The organism is Guyparkeria hydrothermalis, from assembly GCF_023555375.1.
GTDB classification, from domain to species: domain Bacteria; phylum Pseudomonadota; class Gammaproteobacteria; order Halothiobacillales; family Halothiobacillaceae; genus Guyparkeria; species Guyparkeria hydrothermalis.
This window is the reverse complement of record NZ_JAJSEE010000003.1, coordinates 72,400-91,267: the sequence shown is the minus strand read 5'-3', so window position 1 is coordinate 91,267 and position 18,868 is coordinate 72,400. Positions and strand designations below refer to the sequence as shown.

Here is an 18,868-nt window from a genome sequence, read left to right as displayed (position 1 = left end):
ATCGACACACTCCCACGCGACGGGTGGCAACGGTAATCGACCGCGACGGTCGGCAAGGCCCGGATCGGGGACTTATACTTCCGCCCCCGATTCAACAGAACCTCGTCACATACCGCAGGACAGTCATCCATGTCGACGCAACCCAGCAAGACACTCGAAACCTTCCCCAACCCGCATCCGGAACGGGACTATACCATCCACATGGAGGTGCCCGAGTTCACCTGCCTGTGCCCCAAGACCGGCCAGCCGGACTTCGCCACGATCCTGATCGACTTCGTCCCGGACCAGCTGTGCGTCGAGCTCAAGTCGCTGAAGATGTACATGTGGTCGTTCCGCGAGGAAGGCGGCTTTCACGAGGCGATGACCAACCGCATCGCCGACGACATCGTCGCCGCGATCAACCCGCGCTTCCTGCGCCTGACCGGCCGCTGGAACGTGCGCGGCGGCATCTGGACCAACGTGGTGGTCGAACACCGCCAGGACGGCTGGGCGCCGGCGCCGAAGGTCGAGCTGCCCTGATTCCATGACGACCGCCCGCCATCTGGGTATCGACGTCGGCACCTCGGGACTGCGCCTGGCAGCCCTGAATGGCCACGGCGAGTGCCTGTGGCTGGAGAAGGCGAGTTGGCCGGCACCGCCGGCCAGCGACGGGCACGAACAGCCCCCCGCCGGCTGGTGGGCGGCCTTCGATGAGCTGATGCGCCGGCTGGGCGGGCAGGGACGACTGGCCGACATCGCCTCGATCGCCTTTGCCGGCACCTCCGGCACGGTGCTGACCGTGGCGGACGACGGCACCGCCGAGGGACCCGCCTTGATGTACGACGACCCGCAGGGGGGCGATCAGCTCGCGGCCCTCCGGGCCCTCGAAATCGACCCCGATGCCCAGTTGTCCGCCCTGGCCCGCTGGCGACTCCTGGCCGAGGCGCGTGGACAGCTCGGGCGGCCGGTCAGCCAGGCCGACTGGTTCGTCCTGCGCCTGACCGGACGGCACGTCAGCGACAGCAACAACGCGCTCAAGTGGGGCTTCGACGCGGTGGCCGAACGGTGGCCGGCGCCGCTGGCCGACCGATTCGGCGCCCGGCTGCCCGAGGTGCATCGCCCGGGCACCGCGATCGCGCCCGTCACACCCGACCTCGCCCAACGCTGGGGCCTGGCGGCGAACGTCATCGTGGCCGCCGGCACCACCGACTCGATGGCCGCCCTCTGGGCCAGCGGGGCGACCGAGGAAGGCGACGGCGTGACCAGCCTGGGCTCGACGCTGGCGTTGAAACTGATCAGCACCCGCCCGGTGAGCGATGCGGCCAGCGGGGTCTACAGCCACCGCTTCGGCGAACGTTTCGCCGTCTCGGGGGCCTCCAATACCGGCGGTCGCGTGCTGGCCACGTTCTTCGACAGCGAGGAGCTGGCCCGGCTGAGCGAGTCGATCGACCCCGAGGCACCCGACACCCTCGGCTACTGGCCGCTGGCCGGCCGCGGCGAGCGGTTCCCGGTGGTCGCCCCGGCCATGGGGCCGCGCCTGACACCGCGCCCGGCCGACCCGGCCCTCTTTCTTGCCGGGATGCTGCGCGGCATTGCCCGGATCGAGGCACTGGGCTATCGGCGCTTCGCCGCGCTGGGTGGCACGACCGTGCGGCGGGTGCTCTCCTCCGGCGGCGGGGCGCACAACCCGGTGTTCGCCCGCATCCGAGAACGGGCCCTGGGCGTGCCGGTGACGCTGGCGGCACACACCGAGGCGGCCGTGGGCGCCGCGCGCCTGGCGGCGGTGGCCATGGAAACGAAGGGAGCGGGCAGATGACGACACCCCTGACACGAGCGGCGCGCGAGATGGGCGGGGTGGGTTACTGGCTGGCCGGTTGGCGCCTGATGTGGCAACCGGGCCTGCGCCGCTTCACCCTGATTCCGCTGTTGATCAACACCCTGCTGTTCGGACTGGCCGGCTGGCTGCTCTTGAGCTTGGCGGGTGACTGGGTCGAGGGCCTGCTGCCGGACTGGCTGGACTTCCTCTACTGGCTGCTCATGCCGATCGTGGTGCTCGGCCTGCTGCTGGCGACCTTCTTTACCTTCACCCTGGTGGCCAACCTGATCGCCGCGCCGTTCAACGCGGTGCTCGCCGCCCGGGTCGAGACCCACCTGACCGGCCAGCCTCCTGCCGGGGACGACCAGGGCATGATTACCGGGGCGGTCGGCGCCGTGGCCGGCGAGGTCGGCCGGCTGCTCTATCTCGCCGCCTGGGCCATCCCGCTGGTGATCCTGTGGTTCATCCCCGGCCTGAACCTGCTGGCGCCGTTCGCCTGGTTCCTCTTCTCGGCCTGGATGATGAGTCTCGAGTACGTCGACAACCCGGCCGGCAACCACGGCCTGTCGTTCGCCGAACAACGCCGCCGTCTGCGCGAACGCCCCGCGCTAACGCTCGGGTTCGGCAGCCTGATGACGCTCATGACCATGGTGCCGGTGGCGAACTTCCTCGCCATGCCGGTGGGCGTGTGCGGCGCGACCCGGATGTGGGTGGAAGGGTTCGAGGGGAAGGCGATCAGACGAGAGGGCTGAACGCGCTGGAAGCTCAGCCTGCCATGCCGTGGCATGGGTTCAGGCCGGGACGGCCGCTGGGGCGGCCTTCGCGCGCGGGGCGCGCTCCCACAATGGGCTCCCAGCAAGCGGTTGGCAGCACCCCACTGTGGGAGCTTGCCTTGCAAGCGAAACGCGCCGCAGGCGCGTGTCCCACGCCGATCTGGCAGCCAACCTCGACGGGATCGGGGCTATTGACGGAGCAGCCCCTGCGGGGCCACGCCGCACTCAGCCCTTGCGCGGCTCGCGACCCTTGGAGCGACGACGGGCCTCGGCCTTCTTCTGCTTGACCTTCTGCAGCGGGGTGCGCCGGTCGATCTTGCCCTCGTAAGGGTTCGAATCGGTGCGGAACTCGATCCGGATGGGCGTACCCATCAGGTCGTGCTCGCGGCGGAAGTAGGACTCGAGGTAGCGGTGGTAATGCCCCGGCAGGCGCTTGGTCTGCTTGCCGTGGATCACGATGATCGGCGGGTTGCTGCCGCCCTGGTGGGCATAGCGCAGGCGGATGCGCCGACCATGGATCAGCGGCGGCTGATGCTGCTCGACCGCCGCGCTCAGGGTGCGGGTCAGGGCGTTGGTCGAGATCGAACGCATCGCCGCCTCATAGGCCTGGTCGACGCTCTCGAACAGGTGGCCAACGCCGGTGCCGTGCAGCGCGGAGATGCGGTGGATCTCGGCGTAGTTGATGAAACCGAGCTTGCGCTCGATCTCGGTGCTCACCCGCTCGCGCACGTCGGACTCGAGCCCGTCCCACTTGTTGACCGCGATCACCAGCGCCCGGCCACGCTCGTTGATGAAGCCGAGCAGATGCTGGTCCTGCTCGGTGATGCCGGTATGCGCATCCAGCACCAGGATCACCACGTTGGCCGCGTCGATCGCCTGCAGGGTCTTGACGATGCTGAACTTCTCGATCGCCTCGCCGACGCGCGACTTGCGCCGCACCCCGGCCGTGTCGATCAGCGTGTAGGGCTTGCCGTCGCGCTCGAAGGGAATCTTGATCGAGTCGCGGGTGGTGCCGGGCTCGTCGAAAGCGAGCACGCGCGACTCGCCCAGCAGGCGGTTGGTCAGGGTGGACTTGCCCACGTTGGGCCGCCCGACCAGGGCCACGGTGATGCCCTGGTCTTCCGGTTCCTCGGCGGGTTCCTCGGTCAGTTCCGGCGGCAGCATCGCCTCGAGGCGTTCCCACAACCCACCGATGCCACGCCCGTGGCTGGCGGCGATGTATTCGGGCTCGCCCATGCCCAGCGCCCAGAACTCGGCCTGGACCTCGTGCTCGTCGACGCCGTCGGTCTTGTTGACCACCAGGAGCACCGGCTTGCCCGCCCGGCGCAACTCGGCGGCGATCTGCTCGTCGGCGGCGGTCAGGCCCGCGCGGCCGTCGACCAGGAAGGCGACCAGGTCGGCCTCTTCCATGGCCAGCCAGGCCTGGTCCTGCATCAGGGCCTCGATCCCGCCGCGCTCGCCGGTCAGACCACCCGTGTCGATGACCAGCCAGTCACGCCCCTCGTGGTGCGCCGCGCCATACTGGCGGTCGCGTGTCAGGCCGGCGTAGTCGGCCACCAGCGCGTCGCGGGAGCGGGTGAGCTGGTTGAACAGGGTCGACTTGCCCACGTTGGGGCGGCCGACCAGGGCAATAACGGGTTTCATCGCGTCGATAGACTCAAGGGAAAACGGCCGGCGGTAGCGGGATCAGTCAAGCGTGAACACCCGCAGCTCGCCGTCGCGGGAGACCGCGAGACCTCGGCCGTCGACCTGCTGGATCGGGTCGACCAGCGGGTCGCCCCAGTCGGCCCGGCCGACCAGCGCGCCGCTGGTGGTCGAGAGCACGTGCACGTAGCCTTCGCGATCGCCGACGATCAGGTAGCCGTTGATCAGGGCCGGCCCGGTCAGGCCACGGTGCTTGAGGTCGGACTGGCGCCACAGGGCATCGCCGCTGCGCCGGTCGATCGCCCAGATCACGCCGTCGGCGTCGCTCAGGTAGAGCGCGCGTCCGCCGGCCGCGATGTTGTTGGTGTTGGAGAAGTCGCGCGACCACAGCTCGCGTCCGCCCTGGGCCGCCAGCGCGGCCAGCTTGCCCTGGTAGGTCGCGGCGTAGAACACGCCATCGGCGAACACCGGGGTGGCGTCGACGTCGACCATGCGATCGACGTCGGTGCGCCCGGTCGGCAGGGCGACCGCCTGGCTCCACAGTTCGCGACCGTCCTCGCGGGCGAAGACCGCCAGCGTGCCGTCGTCGAAACCGGCGGCCAGCGCGTCGGGGAACATCAGGACGCGCCCCTGCCCCTGCAGGGTCAGGGCCGGCGGGGCCTTCGACTGACGCCACCGGACCTCGCCGCTCTCGGCGTCCAGCACGTGCAGCGTGCCGTCGCGACCACGCACGGCCACGTCACCGAAACCGACCGACGGGGCGGCATCGACGGAGCTGCGGATCGAGGTGTCCCAGCGACGTTCGCCGCTGTCCGCGGCCAGGGCAAACACGCGGCCATCCTCGCTGCCGAAGACGACGATCCCTTCGCCGGCACCGCCGCCGACGCTCAGGTCGGCGTCGAGCTCGGCAGACCACAGCCGCTTGCCCGACTCGAGGTCGTAGGCAAACACGTCGCCGTCCGGACCGGCGACGAAGACACGCCCCTCGTCCTCGACCGGCGCGATGGCCGTCAGGTGGTTTTCCTGATCGCCGCCGGACGAGGCATCCCAGACCACCTTGGGCGGCTGCTGGTTGTCGATTTCCTCGAGCGGCGTGGGCTTGACCAGCTCACGCGGGGCCGAGCAGCCGGCCAGTGCGACGGCCAGACCGGCCACGAGCGGCAGGGTCCAACGATGGGGTTGCGTGGTCATCATGACGCCTCCTCCGCGTTGGCCGGCAGGCTGTCGAGCTTCATCTGCAGCAGGCCGTTGGCCGCGTCGGATTCGACCGCGGTCTCGTAGGCCTCGCGGGCGGCGACCAGGTCACCACGCTCGGCGAGGATGTCGCCGCGCAGCTCGGCGAACAGCCCGTCGAAACCAGCCGGCGGCTCGGCCAGGCGCTCGAGGGCAGCGTCGTGCTCGCCCTGGGCCCAGAGGACACGCGCCAGCCGCAGGTCGACGGTGGCCACGAGCTGGGCGCGCTCGGCGCTGGCGCGGGCACGTTCCAGGTAGGAGACGGCCGTCTCGAGGTCGTTGTTGTCGACCGCGGCGCCGGCACCGATCAGCCAGGCCAGCACGGTGTAGCTGGTGCCGTCGTGGCTGGTGGCCACGTCGCGGGCGCGCTCGACCACGTCGCCTTCGCCCGCGGCTGCTATCTGCTCGAGGTTGGCGAACGCGGCGGCCGCCGAGGCCACGCGGTTGTCCTGCCAGCCCTGCCAGCCCTGCCAGCCGATCAGGCCGGCGACACCGAGCACGACGCCGGCGATCACCGTCTTGCCGTGCTCCGACCACCAGTCGCGGATGCGTTCAATCTGTTCTTCGTCTGAGGCGACCATAGGGGTTCCCGAAGTGTGTCGTTATGCGTGTTGGTTGGCGGCCAGCAGCGTGTCGAGGTCGCTAGCGGCGACCGTCTGCTGCTCGCCCTCGCCGCGCAGCGGCTTGACCGAGACCCGCTCGCCGGCCTCGTCCTCGATAATCACGGCGGTGCCGGCACCGCTGCGGTCGGCGCGCTTGAACTGCGCCTTGAGGCCGCCGCCGTCGAGATTACACTGCACCCGCTGGCCGGCCAAGGTGCGGCGCAGGCGGTCGGCCAGGCGCAGGGCCGCGCCCTGGCGACCGGTTTCCGGCACGATCACGTAGACGTCCGCCCGGCCCGTGTCCGTCGGCGTGTCGGCCAGCGAGAGCAACCGCTCGATACCGATGGCAAACCCCGCCGCCGGCGTCGCGCGGCCGCCGAGCTGCTCGACCAGGCCGTCATAGCGGCCACCCGCGCAGATGGTGCCCTGGGCGCCGAGCGACTCGGTGACCCACTCGAACACCAGCTTGTTGTAGTAGTCGAGACCGCGCACCAGCCGCGGATTGACGCGGTAGGGGATGCCCAGTGCGTCGAGCAGTTCGCGGGTCTTGGCGAAGTCGGCGGCCGATTCCTCGTCGAGGTAGTCGGCCAGTTTCGGCGCGGCTTCGAGGATCGGCTGGATCTCGGGATTCTTGCTGTCGAGCACCCGCAGCGGGTTCTCGTGCAGGCGCCGGCGCGCCTCCTCGTCGAGCTGATCGGCATGACCCTCGAGATACTCGATCAGCACCTCGCGGTGGCGGGCCCGGGCCTCCGGCTGGCCGAGGGTATTGATCTCGAGGCGCACGTCCTCGATACCGAGGCGCTGCCACAGCGAGGCGGCCATCTGGATCAGCTCGATTTCCAGCTCTGGTCCGGCCACGCCGAAGGTCTCGACGCCGAACTGGTGGAACTGGCGGTAGCGGCCTTTCTGCGGGCGCTCGTGGCGGAACATCGGCCCGGTATACCAGAGGCGACGCTGCTGGTTGTGGATGATGCCGTGCTGCAGGCAGGCGCGCACGCAACCGGCCGTGCCCTCGGGACGCAGGGTGAGCGAGTCGCCGTTGCGGTCGTCGAAGGTGTACATCTCCTTCTCGACGATGTCGGTCACCTCGCCGATCGACCGGGCGAACAGCGCGGTCTGCTCGACGATCGGCATGCGGATCTCTTCGTAGCCGTAGGCGGCAGCGGTCTCGCGCAGTGCCGTCTCCAGTCGCTGCCAGGCGGGAGTGTCGTCGGGCAGCACGTCGTGCATGCCCCGGATGCTCTTGGGCGTCTTGCTCATCGTGGGATCAGGTTATCGGTCGTCGCTGGAGTCGTGGGCGGCCTCATGGGCGGCCTTGTCCCGGGCGACGCGCTCGCGGATGGTGTGTTCGATCTGGTCGACCAGCTCCTCTTCGGTGAGCTTGCGCGAGGGCTTGCCGTCGACGTAGAGGAGATTGGGCTGGCCGCCGGTCAGGCCGATGGACGCCTCGCGGGCCTCGCCGGGGCCGTTGACCACGCAACCGATCACGGCGACGTCCATGGGCAGGTCGATGTCCTCGATGCGCTCTTCCAGGGCGTTGACGGTCTTGATCACGTCGAACTCCTGGCGAGCGCAGGACGGGCAGGCGATCAGGTTGACGCCACGGCTGCGGAGCTTCAGCGACTTGAGGATGTCCCAGCCGACCTTGACCTCCTCGACCGGATCGGCGGCCAGCGACACGCGCAGGGTGTCGCCGATCCCCTCGGCCAGCAGCATGCCGAGACCCACGGCCGACTTGACCGCCCCGGCGCGCGGGCCGCCCGCCTCGGTGATGCCGAGATGCAGTGGCTGCTCGATCTGGGAGGCCAGCTTGCGATACGCGCCCAGGGTCATCCAGACATCCGATGCCTTGAGCGAAACCTTGAATTCGGGGTAATCGAGCCGGTCGAGGATATCGATGTGGCGCAGGGCCGATTCGACCAGCGCGTCGGGCGTGGGCTCGCCGTACTTCTGCTGCAGGTCCTTTTCCAGCGACCCGGCATTGACGCCGATGCGCAGCGGGATGCCGTGATCACGCGCCGAATCGATCACCTGGCGCACGCGGTCCTCGCGACCGATATTGCCCGGGTTGATGCGCAGGCAATCGGCACCCAGATCCGCGACGCGCAGGGCGATGCGGTAGTCGAAGTGGATGTCGGTGATCAACGGGATGGAGACCCGTTGCTTGATCTTGCCGAAGGCCTCGGCGGCATCCATGTTGGGCACCGAGACCCGCACGAGGTCGGCGCCGGCGGCGGCCAGGCGCTCGATCTGGGCGACCGTCGCCTCGACGTCGCAGGTGTCGGTGTTGGTCATCGACTGGACGGAGATGGGCGCATCGCCCCCCACGCCCACGGACCCGACCTGGATCCGACGGGACAGGCGACGCGTCACCGGAACCGGTTGAAAGCTCATGAATTCCCCACGGTGGTTCGCAGCACGCCGGTGGCACCGCTCGGTTCACCCAGCTCCACCGGCTCGCCCTGGTATTCGACCTCCAGCCCCTCGGGCTGACCGAGGACCAACGAGAACGGGCCGGTCGCCTCGGCGAACGCGCGCTCCTCGCCGGCGGCCAGGACGTCGTACATCAGCCGCTCGCCGTTGCCGTCGCGCACCTCGACCCAGCTGTCGGCACGGGTGGCACGCAGCACGAGCGCCGGCGGACGCGACTCGGCCGGTTCGGAGGCCGCCTCGCTCGTTTCACCGGCCGCGCCCTCGGCGTCGGCGGCGCCATCGGTCGTGGCCGGGGCCGCGGCGTCACCCTGGCTGGCCTCAGCATCCGGGTCGGCCGGGGCCGCCGGCTCGCTCCGGGTCGCGGTATCGATCGCGGCCAGCCGCTCACCGGGCAGCGCCAGCGTGGCGGTCGAGCCCTCGTCCTGGCTTGCGGCAGCCTGCTCGGCGGTCGGGGGCGCGGGCGGCTCGTCGAGGGCACCCTCGATGGCCGGCCGCGAGTCTGACGCATCGGCATCCTCGGCAGACGGCGACTCGGTAGCGGTATCGGCGGGCGATTCGCTGTTCGCGCCGCTCAGGTCGGCCCACCAGGCCTGGACGCGGTCGGCATCCAGGCGCGACAGGGCCAGCACCACGATCGCGATGACGACCAAGATGCCGACCCAGCCCAGCAGACGACGGCCCAGGCCGCCGCCCTTGGGTTCCATCACGTCGAGCGTCGGGTGGATGCCCCCCTGCACGCCGCCGTTGTCCGGGGCGTGCTGGGCGTTGTACTGGGCGATCAGCTCGTCACCGTCGAGGTCGAGCTGACCGGCCCAGGTACGCAGGTAGGCCAGGATGTAGGGCCGGCCGGGGACGGCGTCGAGCTGATCTCGCTCGATGAGCTCGATCACCTTGAGGTCGAGGTTGAGCGGCTGAGCGAGGTCGGCCGCGCTCAGGCCGGCGGCCTCGCGCCCCTTCCGAATTCGTTCGCCGACCGTGGGGCCGGAGGCCTCCTGGCCGAGGGTGATCGCCTCGTCGGTCTCGCCGGTCGTCGCTCCGACCGCGGGTTCACGCCGCTCCTGCTCGCTCATCGACTGCCTCCCTGTTCCAGTGCCTGTGCCTCGGGCGAATCCGGGAAGCGGCCGCGCAGGATCAGGCGGTGATTCTTCAATGCTTGCTCGTCACCCACGGCGCGATCGATCGCGATCGCCACCCCGAGCGAGCGGGCCGTGTGCCGGTGACGCGACTCGTAACGACGCATCGCCTCGGCGGCCTCGTCCGCCTCACCGGTCTCGAGCAGGGCCTGGGCAACGCCCAGCAACGCGCTCGGCTGGCGCGCGCCCTCGTCCAGGGCGCGGCGGAACTGGGCCAGCGCCTGGGCCTGGTCACCGGCCTGCTGATAGCAGCGCCCGGAGTTGACCAGGGCGTATTCCGGGGTCTCGTAGAGGGGGTCGTCGTAGGCGCGGCGGAACATCGCCTGGGCACGCTCGTAATCACCCTGAGAGCACAAAAAGCCACCGTAGTTGTTGGCCAGGTCGGAGTTGTCGCCATCGAGGCGCACGGCGCGGGCGAAGGCATCGCCGGCCTCGTCCGTCTCGCCCAGGCGCTGGAGCAGCAGGGCATGGACGTGGTGGGCCGGGGCGTAACCGCTGTCGAATCGGATCGCCCGCTTGATCTTCTCCATCGCGACCTTGAGCTCGCCCTCGCGCATGTAGCCGGCGGCCAGCTCGGTGTTGATCTCGGCGGCCTGGCGATTCTCGCCCACGTGGCGCTCGATCGAGTCACCGTCACCCCCCTGCATGCCGGTGGTGGCGCAGCCGCTCAGCCCCACGAGGATGACGGCGCAAAGCGTCAGCAGGCGGCTCATCGGGTCACCTCCACGACGCCACGATCCAGCCCCATCTGTGCCAGCCGGTCCTTGCGCCGGGACTTGTCGGCGACCTTGCCGGCGAGCTGCCCGCAGGCGGCGTCGATGTCGTCACCGCGCGTCTTGCGCGGCACGGTGTTGATCCCCACGGCCTTGAGTTGCGCCCGGAACCGCTCGATGCGGTTGCGCGAGGAACGCTCGTAACCGGAGCCCTCGAAGGGGTTGAAGGGAATCAGGTTGACCTTGACCGCGTCCTTGCGCGGGCCGAGCAGCGCGATCAGTTCGTCGGCGTGCTCGGGGGTGTCGTTGACGCCCTGGATCATCACGTACTCGTAGATGATCGCCCCGTGCGGCACGACCTTCGCGTAGCGGTCGCAGGCGGCCATCAGCTGATCGAGCGGGTACTTCTCGTTGATCGGCACCAGCTCGTCACGCAGCGCGTCGTTGGGCGCGTGCAGCGAGATCGCCAGCGAGATCGGCAGGCGTTCGCCCAGCCGGTCGATGGCCGGCACGATGCCGGAGGTCGAGATGGTCACGCGGCGCTTGGAAAGCCCGTAGGCGTGGTCGTCGAGCATCAGCTCGGCGGCATCGACCACCGCCTGCTCGTTCAACAGCGGCTCGCCCATGCCCATGAAGACCACGTTGCTGATCGCCTTGCCGGTCGGCAGGCGACGCTCGATCAACCGTTCGGCCAGCCAGAGCTGACCGACGATCTCGGCGGTCGACAGGTTGCGGTTGAAGCCCTGTCGGCCGGTCGAACAGAAGGTGCAGGTGAGCGAGCAGCCCACCTGGGAGGAAATGCAGAGGGTCGCGCGGTCGTCCTCGGGGATGTAGACCATCTCCACGGAGTTGCCGCCGCCCGTGTCGACGAGAAACTTGCGCGTCCCGTCCTTCGATTCCTGGTCGAGCAGGATCTCGGGGGCCTGGATGCAGGCGACTTCCTTGAGCCGCTCGCGCAGGCTCTTGGCGAGATCGGTCATCGCGTCGAAGTCGTCGACCCGCCGCTGATGCACCCACTTGAGCACCTGGTTGGCGCGGAAGGGCTTCTCGCCCATCTCGGCGAACCAGGCACGCAGGCGGCTGGGCGAGAGGCCCAGCAGGTTGATGCGTTCGTCGGTCGAGGTCATTCAGGCCACCGTACTAGTTAGCCCGAGTCGCCGTCAGCACTCAGCGGCTGCAGAGCTCGTCGGACTTGAAGAAGAAATCGATCTCGGTGCGCGCGTTCTCGGCACTGTCCGAGCCGTGAACCGCGTTGGCGTCGATCGACTCGGCGAAGTCGGCGCGGATGGTGCCCGGATCGGCTTCCTTCGGGTTGGTCGCGCCCATCAGGTCACGGTTCTTGGCGATGGCGTCCTCGCCCTCGAGTACCTGGACGAACACCGGGCCGGAGATCATGAAGTCGACCAGCTCGCCGAAGAACGGACGCTCCTTGTGCACCGCGTAGAAGCCCTCGGCCTGCTCGCGGGTCAGTTGCAGCATGCGCGCACCGACCACCGACAGACCGGCGTCCTCGAAGCGCGAGATGATCTGACCGATCACGTTCTTGGCAACGGCGTCGGGCTTGATGATCGAAAGGGTGCGTTCTACGGCCATGAAATTCTCTCCTGATCGGGCGGGATCGACCCACCCCGGTGAAACGTGAAAAAGAAAAGGGAAACAGGTAGCTGCCGCTCACCGGGGGGCGAGCGGCCGCAAAGCGCAACAGTTTAACGATTCACCGGAAAACAATCCACGCGAAGCGTGTGGGAATGATTTACCCACACCGTTCGTCAGGGCATTCGATCAGGGCCCGACGCCCCGCATGCCGGCCGCGACGGCCTCCGAGCGCTCGTCCCGGGCCGCTTGCAGCCGGTCGTCCTGGCGGGCGGAGACGTCGAGCACGTCGGGCTGCTCCACCAGGTCGGCCAGCGAGATGGACTCGAGGAACCCCTGGATCTGGGCCGACAGGCCCATCCACAGGTCGTGCGCGATGCACTTGCCGCCGCCCTGGCAGTTACCCTTGCCGCCGCAACGGGTGACGTCGACCACCTCGTCGACGGCGTGGATGATCTCGGCGATGTTGATCCGCGACGGCTCGCGGGCCAGCTGGTAACCCCCACCCGGGCCACGCACGCTACTGACCAGCTGACCACGCCGCAGCTGGGCGAACAGCTGTTCGAGATAGGAGAGCGACAACGACTGTCGTTCGGCGATGTCGGCCAGCGCGGTCGGCTGGCCACGATCATGGATGGCCAGGTCCAGCATGGCCGTGACGGCATAGCGGCCCTTGGTCGTCAGCCTCATTGCAAACCTCCCGGCAGCCCCAGTCCGGGCCGCCCCAAACGACTGAAACCCGAGCAGTCTTCTCGGGGATAGTGGCCCATGATAGTCCGGCGACCGGGCGCTGTATATGGTCCGCGATGCACCCGGTCAGTCCCGCGCCCCGGTTGTGTTCTCCGCGGTGTTCTCGGGGGGCTTCTCGCCGGTCGGCGCGCGGCCGCAGCCGGCGACACCGTCCTCCTCGTCCAGGTGGCAGCCATCCAGGCTCGGTCGACTGGGTCGGGACACATCCACGCCGAGCGAGCGCAAGGCATCGGCCATCTCGTCGAGCTGGCCGTCGACGGCCTGGACGTGGTCAAGCAGACGGTCGACCACGGTCGCCACCGGGTCGGGCATGTCGCGGGCCACGCCGTAGGCATCGAAGCCCAGTCGCTGGGCGACGCGTCGCTTGGTCTCGCTCTGCTCGGCGCGCTGCTCGACCACCCGCGCCGGGATGCCCACCAGGGTCGCCCCGTCGGGTGCGTCCTTGAGCACCACGGCATTCGAGCCGACCCGCACGCCCTCGCCGAGGGTGATTGGCCCGAGGATCTTCGCCCCGGCCCCGACCACCACGCCGGCACCCAGCGTCGGGTGACGCTTGCCCTCCCGCCAGGTGGTACCGCCCAGCGTGACGCCGTGATACAGGGTGCAGTCGTCGCCAATCTCGGCCGTCTCGCCGATCACCACGCCCATGCCGTGATCGATGAAAAACCGTCGCCCGATCCGGGCGCCCGGGTGGATCTCGATGCCGGTCAGCCAGCGACTGACGTTCGAGATCAGCCGCGCCAGCAGGCGCCAGTTGCGCCGCCACAGGGCATGGGCGACGCGATGCCACCAGACCGCGTGCAGGCCGGGATAGGTCAACGCGATCTCCCAGCGGCTGCGCGCCGCCGGGTCGCGGTCGAACACGCTGTCGACGTCATCGAGTATCGTTTTCCACCATCCCATGGACTCAGCTCCGCAATCTATCGGTCAATCCGCCCCGTCGCGCCGCTCCCGGGAGAGCGCGGTCAGCATGCCTTGCAGGATCTGCAACTCGTCGCGTCGCGGCTCAGCCCGGTTGAGCATGACGCCGATGCGCTGCATCAGGCGGCGTGCGTGCCGCGCCGTCTCGGCCGGCTCGTTGCCCGGGAAGTAGCCGCGTTCGGCCAGCGCGCCCTCCAGGCGAGCGCAGAGTGTAGCAAGCTCGCCCCGGGGGGCCGGGGGGTCGCCGCCGGCCTCGGACGGCTCGGGGGTCTGCGCGGCATGGAACAGCTCGTAGGCCACCAGCTGGACCGCCTGGGCGAGGTTGAGCACCGGGTAGTCGGGATTGGCGTGCAGGGCCAGCAGGTGATCGGCCACGCCGAGCTCCTCGTTGGTCAGGCCGGTGCGCTCGGCGCCGAACAGGATGCTGATCCGTTCGTTCGAGCCCTCGTCCAGCGAGCCGGCCCGCTGGACGATCTCGGCCGCCGCGGCCCGCCCGTCGAGCAGCGGCAGCGCGAGACTGCGCACGCGGGCACTGGTCGCCCAGACGGCGACCGAGTCGGCGACGGCTTGGTCGACCGAGTCGACGATACGCGCGGCATCGAGCAGGTCGGCGGCGTGCGTGGCCACCGCCCGGGCCCTGTCGTCGATGGCCGCGCGGTCGACTCGCGGCGCGACCAGCACCAGTCGCGACAGGCCCATGGTCTTCATCGCCCGCGCGGCAGCGCCGATGTTCTCGGCCATCGAGGTCTGGCAAAGCACGACCTCGATCCGGTCGAGAAACCGGGCGCGGGACGGGGTGGCGGCGGGAGGGGACGGTTGCGGCATGGCTGACACGGGGACGTTTACGCGTATAATTCCGGATCCGAGGAACGGGGCACATCAGCGCCCCGACCGGGCATCACGGTCCGATCGACCGGCCCGGACGCGCCAACGGCAGCGAGCAAACCGCCTGTCACGGCCCGTCATCCACCATTCGCTCGTCGAGCCGACCAGACCATTATGCCGCACCCCATGCTCAATATCGCCGTGCGCGCCGCCCGCGCCGCCGGCAGCATCATTTCCCGCAGCCACGACCGCGTCACCGATCTCACCATCGAGTCGAAAAAGCGCAACGACTTCGTCAGCGAGGTCGATCATCAGGCCGAGGCGGCGATTATCGACACGCTCCTGCGCGCCTACCCGGACCACGGCATCCTTGCCGAGGAAACCGGCGCAGGCGGACGGGAGAACGCCGAGTACCGCTGGATCATCGATCCGCTCGACGGCACCACCAACTTCCTGCACGGCATCGGCCACTACGCGGTCTCCATCGCGCTGGAACGCCAGGGCCGCCTGGAGCTCGGGGTGATCTACAACCCGGTCAACCAGGAGCTGTTCACGGCCGAACGCGGCGCCGGCGCCTTCCTCGACAACCGGCGCATCCGCGTCGCGCCGCGCAAGGGCCTCGACGGCGCACTGCTGGGCACCGGGATTCCGTTCCGCGACGACCAGAACCTCGAGCGCTACATCGCGACCCTGCGCGCGCTGCACGGTCCGATCGCGGGCATCCGCCGCCCCGGTTCGGCCGCCCTGGATCTGGCGTACGTGGCCGCGGGCCGGTTCGACGGCTTCTGGGAATTCGGTCTCAAGCCCTGGGACATGGCCGCCGGCGTGCTGCTGGTCCGCGAGGCCGGCGGGGTCGTCATCGACAACCAGGGCGGCGACGACTACCTCGCCAGTGGCAACGTCATCTGCGCCAACCCCAAGCTGGTCCACGCCATGCTCCAGGCCATCAGCAAGGGCGAGCAGGCCTGGCGTTCCGTGTCGCGACCCGAGACCGGCTGACACCTAAGCCCTGCCCGCAACCCGAAAACGAAAAAGCCCGCAGTCAATGCGGGCTTTTTGCTGTCGGCTCGACGCCTGCCATCAGGGCGTATTGCTGTCCTCGGCCTGCTTGAGCCGTTCCTTGTCGTCGATCTTGAGCAGGTCCTGGCGCTTGAGCCCCATGTCCAGGGACACCGCCGAGGCGACGTAGATCGAGGAGAACGTCCCGATCGCGATGCCCAGCAGCAGGGTCAGCGAAAAGCCGGACAGGGCCTCGCCGCCGAAGACGAACAGTGCCAGGGCCGTGAGGAAGGTGGTGCCCGAGGTGATCACCGTGCGCGACATGGTCTGGTTGACCGAGGCGTTCATCACCTCCTTCTCGGTGCCCTTGCGCATCTTCTGGAAGTTCTCGCGGATGCGGTCGAACACGACGATGGTGTCGTTGATCGAATAACCCGCCAGCGCCAGGAAGGCGGCCAGCACGGTCAGGTCGAAGCGCAGCCCCAGCAGGCTGACAATGCCCAGCACCACGACGAGGTCATGCGCCAGCGCGAGGATCGCGCCGCCGGCCAGCCGCACCTGGAAGCGAAAGCCGACGTAGACGAGGATGCCGGCCAGCACCACCAGCAGCGCGAGACCGCCGGCATTGAACAGCTCCTTGCCTACCGCGGGGCCGACGTACTCGACCCGGCGCATCTCCACGTCGGCGGTCTCGGACTGCATCGCGATCAGCAGTTCGTCCGCCAGCCGGCTGTGGCTGTCGTCGGTCGGCGGCAGGCGGATCATCACCGACTCCGAGGAGCCGAACAGCTGCGCGACGGCGTTCTCGAAGCCCTTGGCGTCGAGCGTCTCGCGCACGGCGTCGATGTCCGCCCCGCCCGGGTAGCCGAGCTCGATCACCACGCCGCCGGTGAAGTCGAGGCCCAGGTTCAGGCCCTTGGTCGCCAGCGAGCCGGCGGCCACCAGCAGCAGGATCGCCGACAGGGCGTAGGCGAAGTAGCGCTTGCCGAAGAAGTCGAATCGCGCGTCGGATGGGAACAGGTTCATGGTGTCACTCGTCTGATTCGAATGCCGGCACGTGACCGGCTCAGATGGAAAGTCCCTTCAGGCGCGCCTGGCGGCCGTAGACCAGGTTGGCCAGCGCGCGCGACAGCATCACCGCAGTGAACACCGAGGCCAGGATGCCGATCGACAGCGTCACCGCGAAGCCCTTGATCGGCCCGGTACCGAAGGCGAACAGCGCGAGCGCGGCCAGCAGGGTGGTGATGTTGGCGTCGAGGATGGTGGCGAAGGCCCGCTCGTAGCCGGCCTTCATCGCCGCGTGCGGCGTCATGCCGTTCCTGAGCTCCTCGCGGATGCGTTCGAAGATCAGCACGTTGGCGTCCACCGCCATGCCCACGGTCAGCACGATACCCGCGATGCCCGGCAGGGTGAGCGTGGCCTGCAGCATCGAGAGCACCGCGACGATCAGCACCAGGTTGGTGACCAGCGCGACCACGGCGATCACGCCGAACACGCGGTAGTAGATCATCATGAAGATCGCGACCAGCACGAAGCCCAGGATCGCGGCATTGACGCCCGCCTGGATGTTCTCGGCCCCCAGGCTCGGGCCGACGGTGCGCTCCTCGACGATGTCCATCGGGGCGCGCAGGGCACCGGCGCGCAGCAGCAGCGAGAGGTTGCGCGCCTCCTCGGAGGAATCGAGCCCGGTGATCTGGAAGCGGTTGGCCAGCTGGTCACGAATCGTGGCGACGTTGATCACCTCCTCGACCAGCTTCTTCTCCTCGATCAGCTTGCCGTTCTCGTCAACCTGGGTATCGATGCGGTTCTCGATGAACACCACGCCCATCTGCTGGCCGATGTTGTCGCCGGTGATGTCGGCCATGCGCCGTGCACCCTGGCTGTCGAGGTTGACGAACACCGCCGGCGAGCCCGAATCCTGATCGAAGCCCGAGGACGCCCCGGTGACGCGGTCGCCCGTGACGATCACCTGGCGCTTCAGGAGCACCGGGCCGCCATCGCGACGCTGGTAGAGCCGCGCCTGCGGTGGAATGCTGCCGGACTCGTCGGCGTCGACCCAGTCGGCGGGCGAACCGTGGACGAGCCGGAATTCCAGGGTGGCGGTCGCGCCGAGGATTTCCTTGGCGCGCACGGTGTCCTGGATACCCGGCAGCTCGACCACGATGCGGCTGTCGCCCTGCTGCTGGATCAGCGGCTCGGCCACGCCCAGCTCGTTGACGCGGTTGCGCAGCGTGGTGATGTTCTGCTCGAGGGCGGCGCGGCGCTCGGTCTCGACGCCTTCCTCGGTCATCGTCGCCGTCAGGTAGGGCTCGCCGTCGATCTCGGTCGAATCGAACTCGAGATCCTCGTAGCCTTCCGTCAACTGCTCGATGGCCTGGTCGCGCGACTCGGCGTCGCGGAACCGCACCTGGATGCGCTGCTCGTCGGTGACCTCGGCGGAGACGTAGCGCAGGCGCTCGCCGCGCAGGTCCGCCCGCATGCCGTCGACACGACGCTCGAGCGCGGTCTTGATCGCCGCGCCCATGTCCACCTGCATCAGGAAGTGCACGCCGCCACGCAGGTCGAGGCCGAGGTACATCGGCAGCGCGCCGAGGTCGGTCAGCCAGGTCGGGGCGGCCGGGGCGAGGTTGAGGGCGACGGGGTAGTCGCCGCCCAGGGCGGCACGCACCACGTCGACCGCCTCGAGCTGGTCATCCGTGGAGTTGAAGCGGATCAGGCCGGAATCGCCCTGGATCTCCGAGCGGCCGTACTCGATACCGGCCGCCCGCAGGGCGCTCTGCGCCTCGGACAGGGCGACCTGCTCCATGCTGCCGTCGCGCTTGGAGATCTGCAGGGCCGGCTCTTCGCCGAAGAAGTTCGGCAGGGCGTAGAACAACCCCACCAGCACGACAACGACGACGATCAGATTCTTCCACAGGGGGTAGCGGTTCATCTTCTAGGCCTTCGCGTGGAAAACGCCCCGTGGAGCGGGGCGCGGCCCGCCGACACGCATCCCTGGCCGGCGGGCGGATAAACGAGAGGGCCCGCCGTGGCGAGCCCTTGATACGGTGGCGAGGATCAGGCCTCGCGCGCGTCCTTGATGGTGCCCTTGGGCATCACGGTGGTGACGGCGAAACGCTGCACGACCACGGTGGTGCCGTCGGCGATCTCCAGCACCAGGAGGGTGTCGCCGACGTTGATTACCCGGCCCAGCAGGCCACCGGAGGTTGCCACCTCGTCGCCCTTCTCGATCGCCTCGACCAGCTTCTTGTGTTCCTTCTGACGCTTGATCTGCGGGCGGATCAGCAGGAAGTACATGACGGCAAAGATGAGCAGCAGCGGCAGGAAGGTCGCCAGCAGGCTCGGCTCACCGGCCCCTTCCGCCTGGGCCATGGCATCGCTGATAAAGAACATCGTGGTGGTTGCTCCCGGTTTTCGTGTCGTCTAGATGGTTTTTAAAACAGCCCCGGAGTAT

The 18,868-nt window shown here is 68.9% G+C and carries 19 protein-coding genes; 4 read left to right on the top strand and 15 right to left on the bottom strand.

The genetic code is table 11. The features are described from left to right. The first annotated feature begins 129 nt into the window (after nucleotides 1-129). Genes queF through cysZ form a run of 3 tightly spaced genes read left to right on the top strand, consistent with a single transcriptional unit; the run spans nucleotide 130 to nucleotide 2,547 of the window. On the top strand, nucleotides 130-519 hold the full coding sequence (gene queF, locus LV475_RS05350) for a preQ(1) synthase (protein WP_136867936.1): 390 nt from the start codon (nucleotides 130-132) through the stop codon (nucleotides 517-519). 4 nt (nucleotides 520-523) lie between these two features. Beyond that, nucleotides 524-1,795: an FGGY-family carbohydrate kinase gene (locus LV475_RS05345; protein WP_136867937.1), complete on the top strand. Its 1,272-nt coding sequence runs from the start codon at nucleotides 524-526 to the stop codon at nucleotides 1,793-1,795. Beyond that, nucleotides 1,792-2,547: a sulfate transporter CysZ gene (gene cysZ / locus LV475_RS05340; RefSeq protein ID WP_247709544.1), complete on the top strand. Its 756-nt coding sequence runs from the start codon at nucleotides 1,792-1,794 to the stop codon at nucleotides 2,545-2,547. The genes LV475_RS05345 and cysZ overlap by 4 nt, the downstream gene beginning before the upstream one ends. 246 nt (nucleotides 2,548-2,793) lie before the next feature. On the opposite strand, the gene der is transcribed toward cysZ, so the two are convergent. From der to LV475_RS05280, 12 genes are all read right to left on the bottom strand, one after another. Continuing rightward, nucleotides 2,794-4,212, bottom strand: a complete 1,419-nt coding sequence (gene der / locus LV475_RS05335; protein ID WP_136867938.1) for a ribosome biogenesis GTPase Der — start codon at nucleotides 4,210-4,212, stop codon at nucleotides 2,794-2,796. 42 nt (nucleotides 4,213-4,254) lie between these two features. Then, nucleotides 4,255-5,403 (bottom strand): outer membrane protein assembly factor BamB, encoded by a 1,149-nt coding sequence (gene bamB / locus LV475_RS05330; RefSeq protein ID WP_169303683.1) that lies wholly within the window; start codon nucleotides 5,401-5,403, stop codon nucleotides 4,255-4,257. Next, complete coding sequence (locus tag LV475_RS05325) at nucleotides 5,403-6,026, bottom strand: YfgM family protein (protein WP_136867940.1); 624 nt, start codon at nucleotides 6,024-6,026, stop codon at nucleotides 5,403-5,405. The genes bamB and LV475_RS05325 overlap by 1 nt, the downstream gene beginning before the upstream one ends. 21 nt (nucleotides 6,027-6,047) lie before the next feature. Next, nucleotides 6,048-7,307, bottom strand: a complete 1,260-nt coding sequence (hisS, locus tag LV475_RS05320; protein ID WP_136867941.1) for a histidine--tRNA ligase — start codon at nucleotides 7,305-7,307, stop codon at nucleotides 6,048-6,050. A gap of 12 nt (nucleotides 7,308-7,319) precedes the next feature. Further along, nucleotides 7,320-8,441, bottom strand: a complete 1,122-nt coding sequence (gene ispG / locus LV475_RS05315; protein WP_136867942.1) for a flavodoxin-dependent (E)-4-hydroxy-3-methylbut-2-enyl-diphosphate synthase — start codon at nucleotides 8,439-8,441, stop codon at nucleotides 7,320-7,322. Next, nucleotides 8,438-9,550: a helix-turn-helix domain-containing protein gene (locus LV475_RS05310; RefSeq protein ID WP_250105868.1), complete on the bottom strand. Its 1,113-nt coding sequence runs from the start codon at nucleotides 9,548-9,550 to the stop codon at nucleotides 8,438-8,440. The genes ispG and LV475_RS05310 overlap by 4 nt, the downstream gene beginning before the upstream one ends. Beyond that, entirely contained in the window at nucleotides 9,547-10,326 is a 780-nt protein-coding gene (pilW, locus tag LV475_RS05305; RefSeq protein ID WP_136867476.1) for a type IV pilus biogenesis/stability protein PilW, read from the bottom strand. The genes LV475_RS05310 and pilW overlap by 4 nt, the downstream gene beginning before the upstream one ends. Beyond that, nucleotides 10,323-11,453 carry a dual-specificity RNA methyltransferase RlmN gene (gene rlmN, locus LV475_RS05300; protein WP_136867475.1) on the bottom strand — a complete coding sequence of 377 codons (1,131 nt, stop codon included), beginning with the start codon at nucleotides 11,451-11,453 and terminating at the stop codon, nucleotides 10,323-10,325. Before rlmN ends, pilW begins: the two co-directional genes overlap by 4 nt. Before the next feature lie 40 nt (nucleotides 11,454-11,493). Then, on the bottom strand, nucleotides 11,494-11,919 hold the full coding sequence (ndk, locus tag LV475_RS05295) for a nucleoside-diphosphate kinase (protein ID WP_136867474.1): 426 nt from the start codon (nucleotides 11,917-11,919) through the stop codon (nucleotides 11,494-11,496). 189 nt (nucleotides 11,920-12,108) lie between these two features. Then, nucleotides 12,109-12,609: an Rrf2 family transcriptional regulator gene (locus LV475_RS05290; RefSeq protein WP_136867473.1), complete on the bottom strand. Its 501-nt coding sequence runs from the start codon at nucleotides 12,607-12,609 to the stop codon at nucleotides 12,109-12,111. Between the two features lie 126 nt (nucleotides 12,610-12,735). Further along, nucleotides 12,736-13,572 carry a serine O-acetyltransferase gene (gene cysE / locus LV475_RS05285; protein ID WP_136867472.1) on the bottom strand — a complete coding sequence of 279 codons (837 nt, stop codon included), beginning with the start codon at nucleotides 13,570-13,572 and terminating at the stop codon, nucleotides 12,736-12,738. A 24-nt stretch (nucleotides 13,573-13,596) separates the two neighbouring features. After that, nucleotides 13,597-14,415, bottom strand: coding sequence for an RNA methyltransferase (locus tag LV475_RS05280; protein ID WP_136867471.1), 819 nt, complete (start codon nucleotides 14,413-14,415; stop codon nucleotides 13,597-13,599). A 174-nt stretch (nucleotides 14,416-14,589) separates the two neighbouring features. Between LV475_RS05280 and LV475_RS05275 the strand changes: the two genes are divergently transcribed. Further along, nucleotides 14,590-15,414 (top strand): inositol monophosphatase family protein, encoded by an 825-nt coding sequence (locus LV475_RS05275; RefSeq protein ID WP_247709528.1) that lies wholly within the window; start codon nucleotides 14,590-14,592, stop codon nucleotides 15,412-15,414. An 81-nt stretch (nucleotides 15,415-15,495) separates the two neighbouring features. Here LV475_RS05275 and secF read toward each other — a convergent pair whose 3' ends face one another. From secF to yajC, 3 genes are all read right to left on the bottom strand, one after another. Beyond that, nucleotides 15,496-16,440: a protein translocase subunit SecF gene (gene secF / locus LV475_RS05270; RefSeq protein WP_136867470.1), complete on the bottom strand. Its 945-nt coding sequence runs from the start codon at nucleotides 16,438-16,440 to the stop codon at nucleotides 15,496-15,498. Between the two features lie 40 nt (nucleotides 16,441-16,480). Further along, nucleotides 16,481-18,346: a protein translocase subunit SecD gene (gene secD / locus LV475_RS05265; RefSeq protein WP_136867469.1), complete on the bottom strand. Its 1,866-nt coding sequence runs from the start codon at nucleotides 18,344-18,346 to the stop codon at nucleotides 16,481-16,483. 125 nt (nucleotides 18,347-18,471) lie between these two features. Continuing rightward, a complete protein-coding gene (yajC, locus tag LV475_RS05260) occupies nucleotides 18,472-18,807 on the bottom strand; it encodes a preprotein translocase subunit YajC (protein WP_136867468.1) in 336 nt (111 codons plus the stop codon). Nucleotides 18,808-18,868 lie beyond the last annotated feature (61 nt).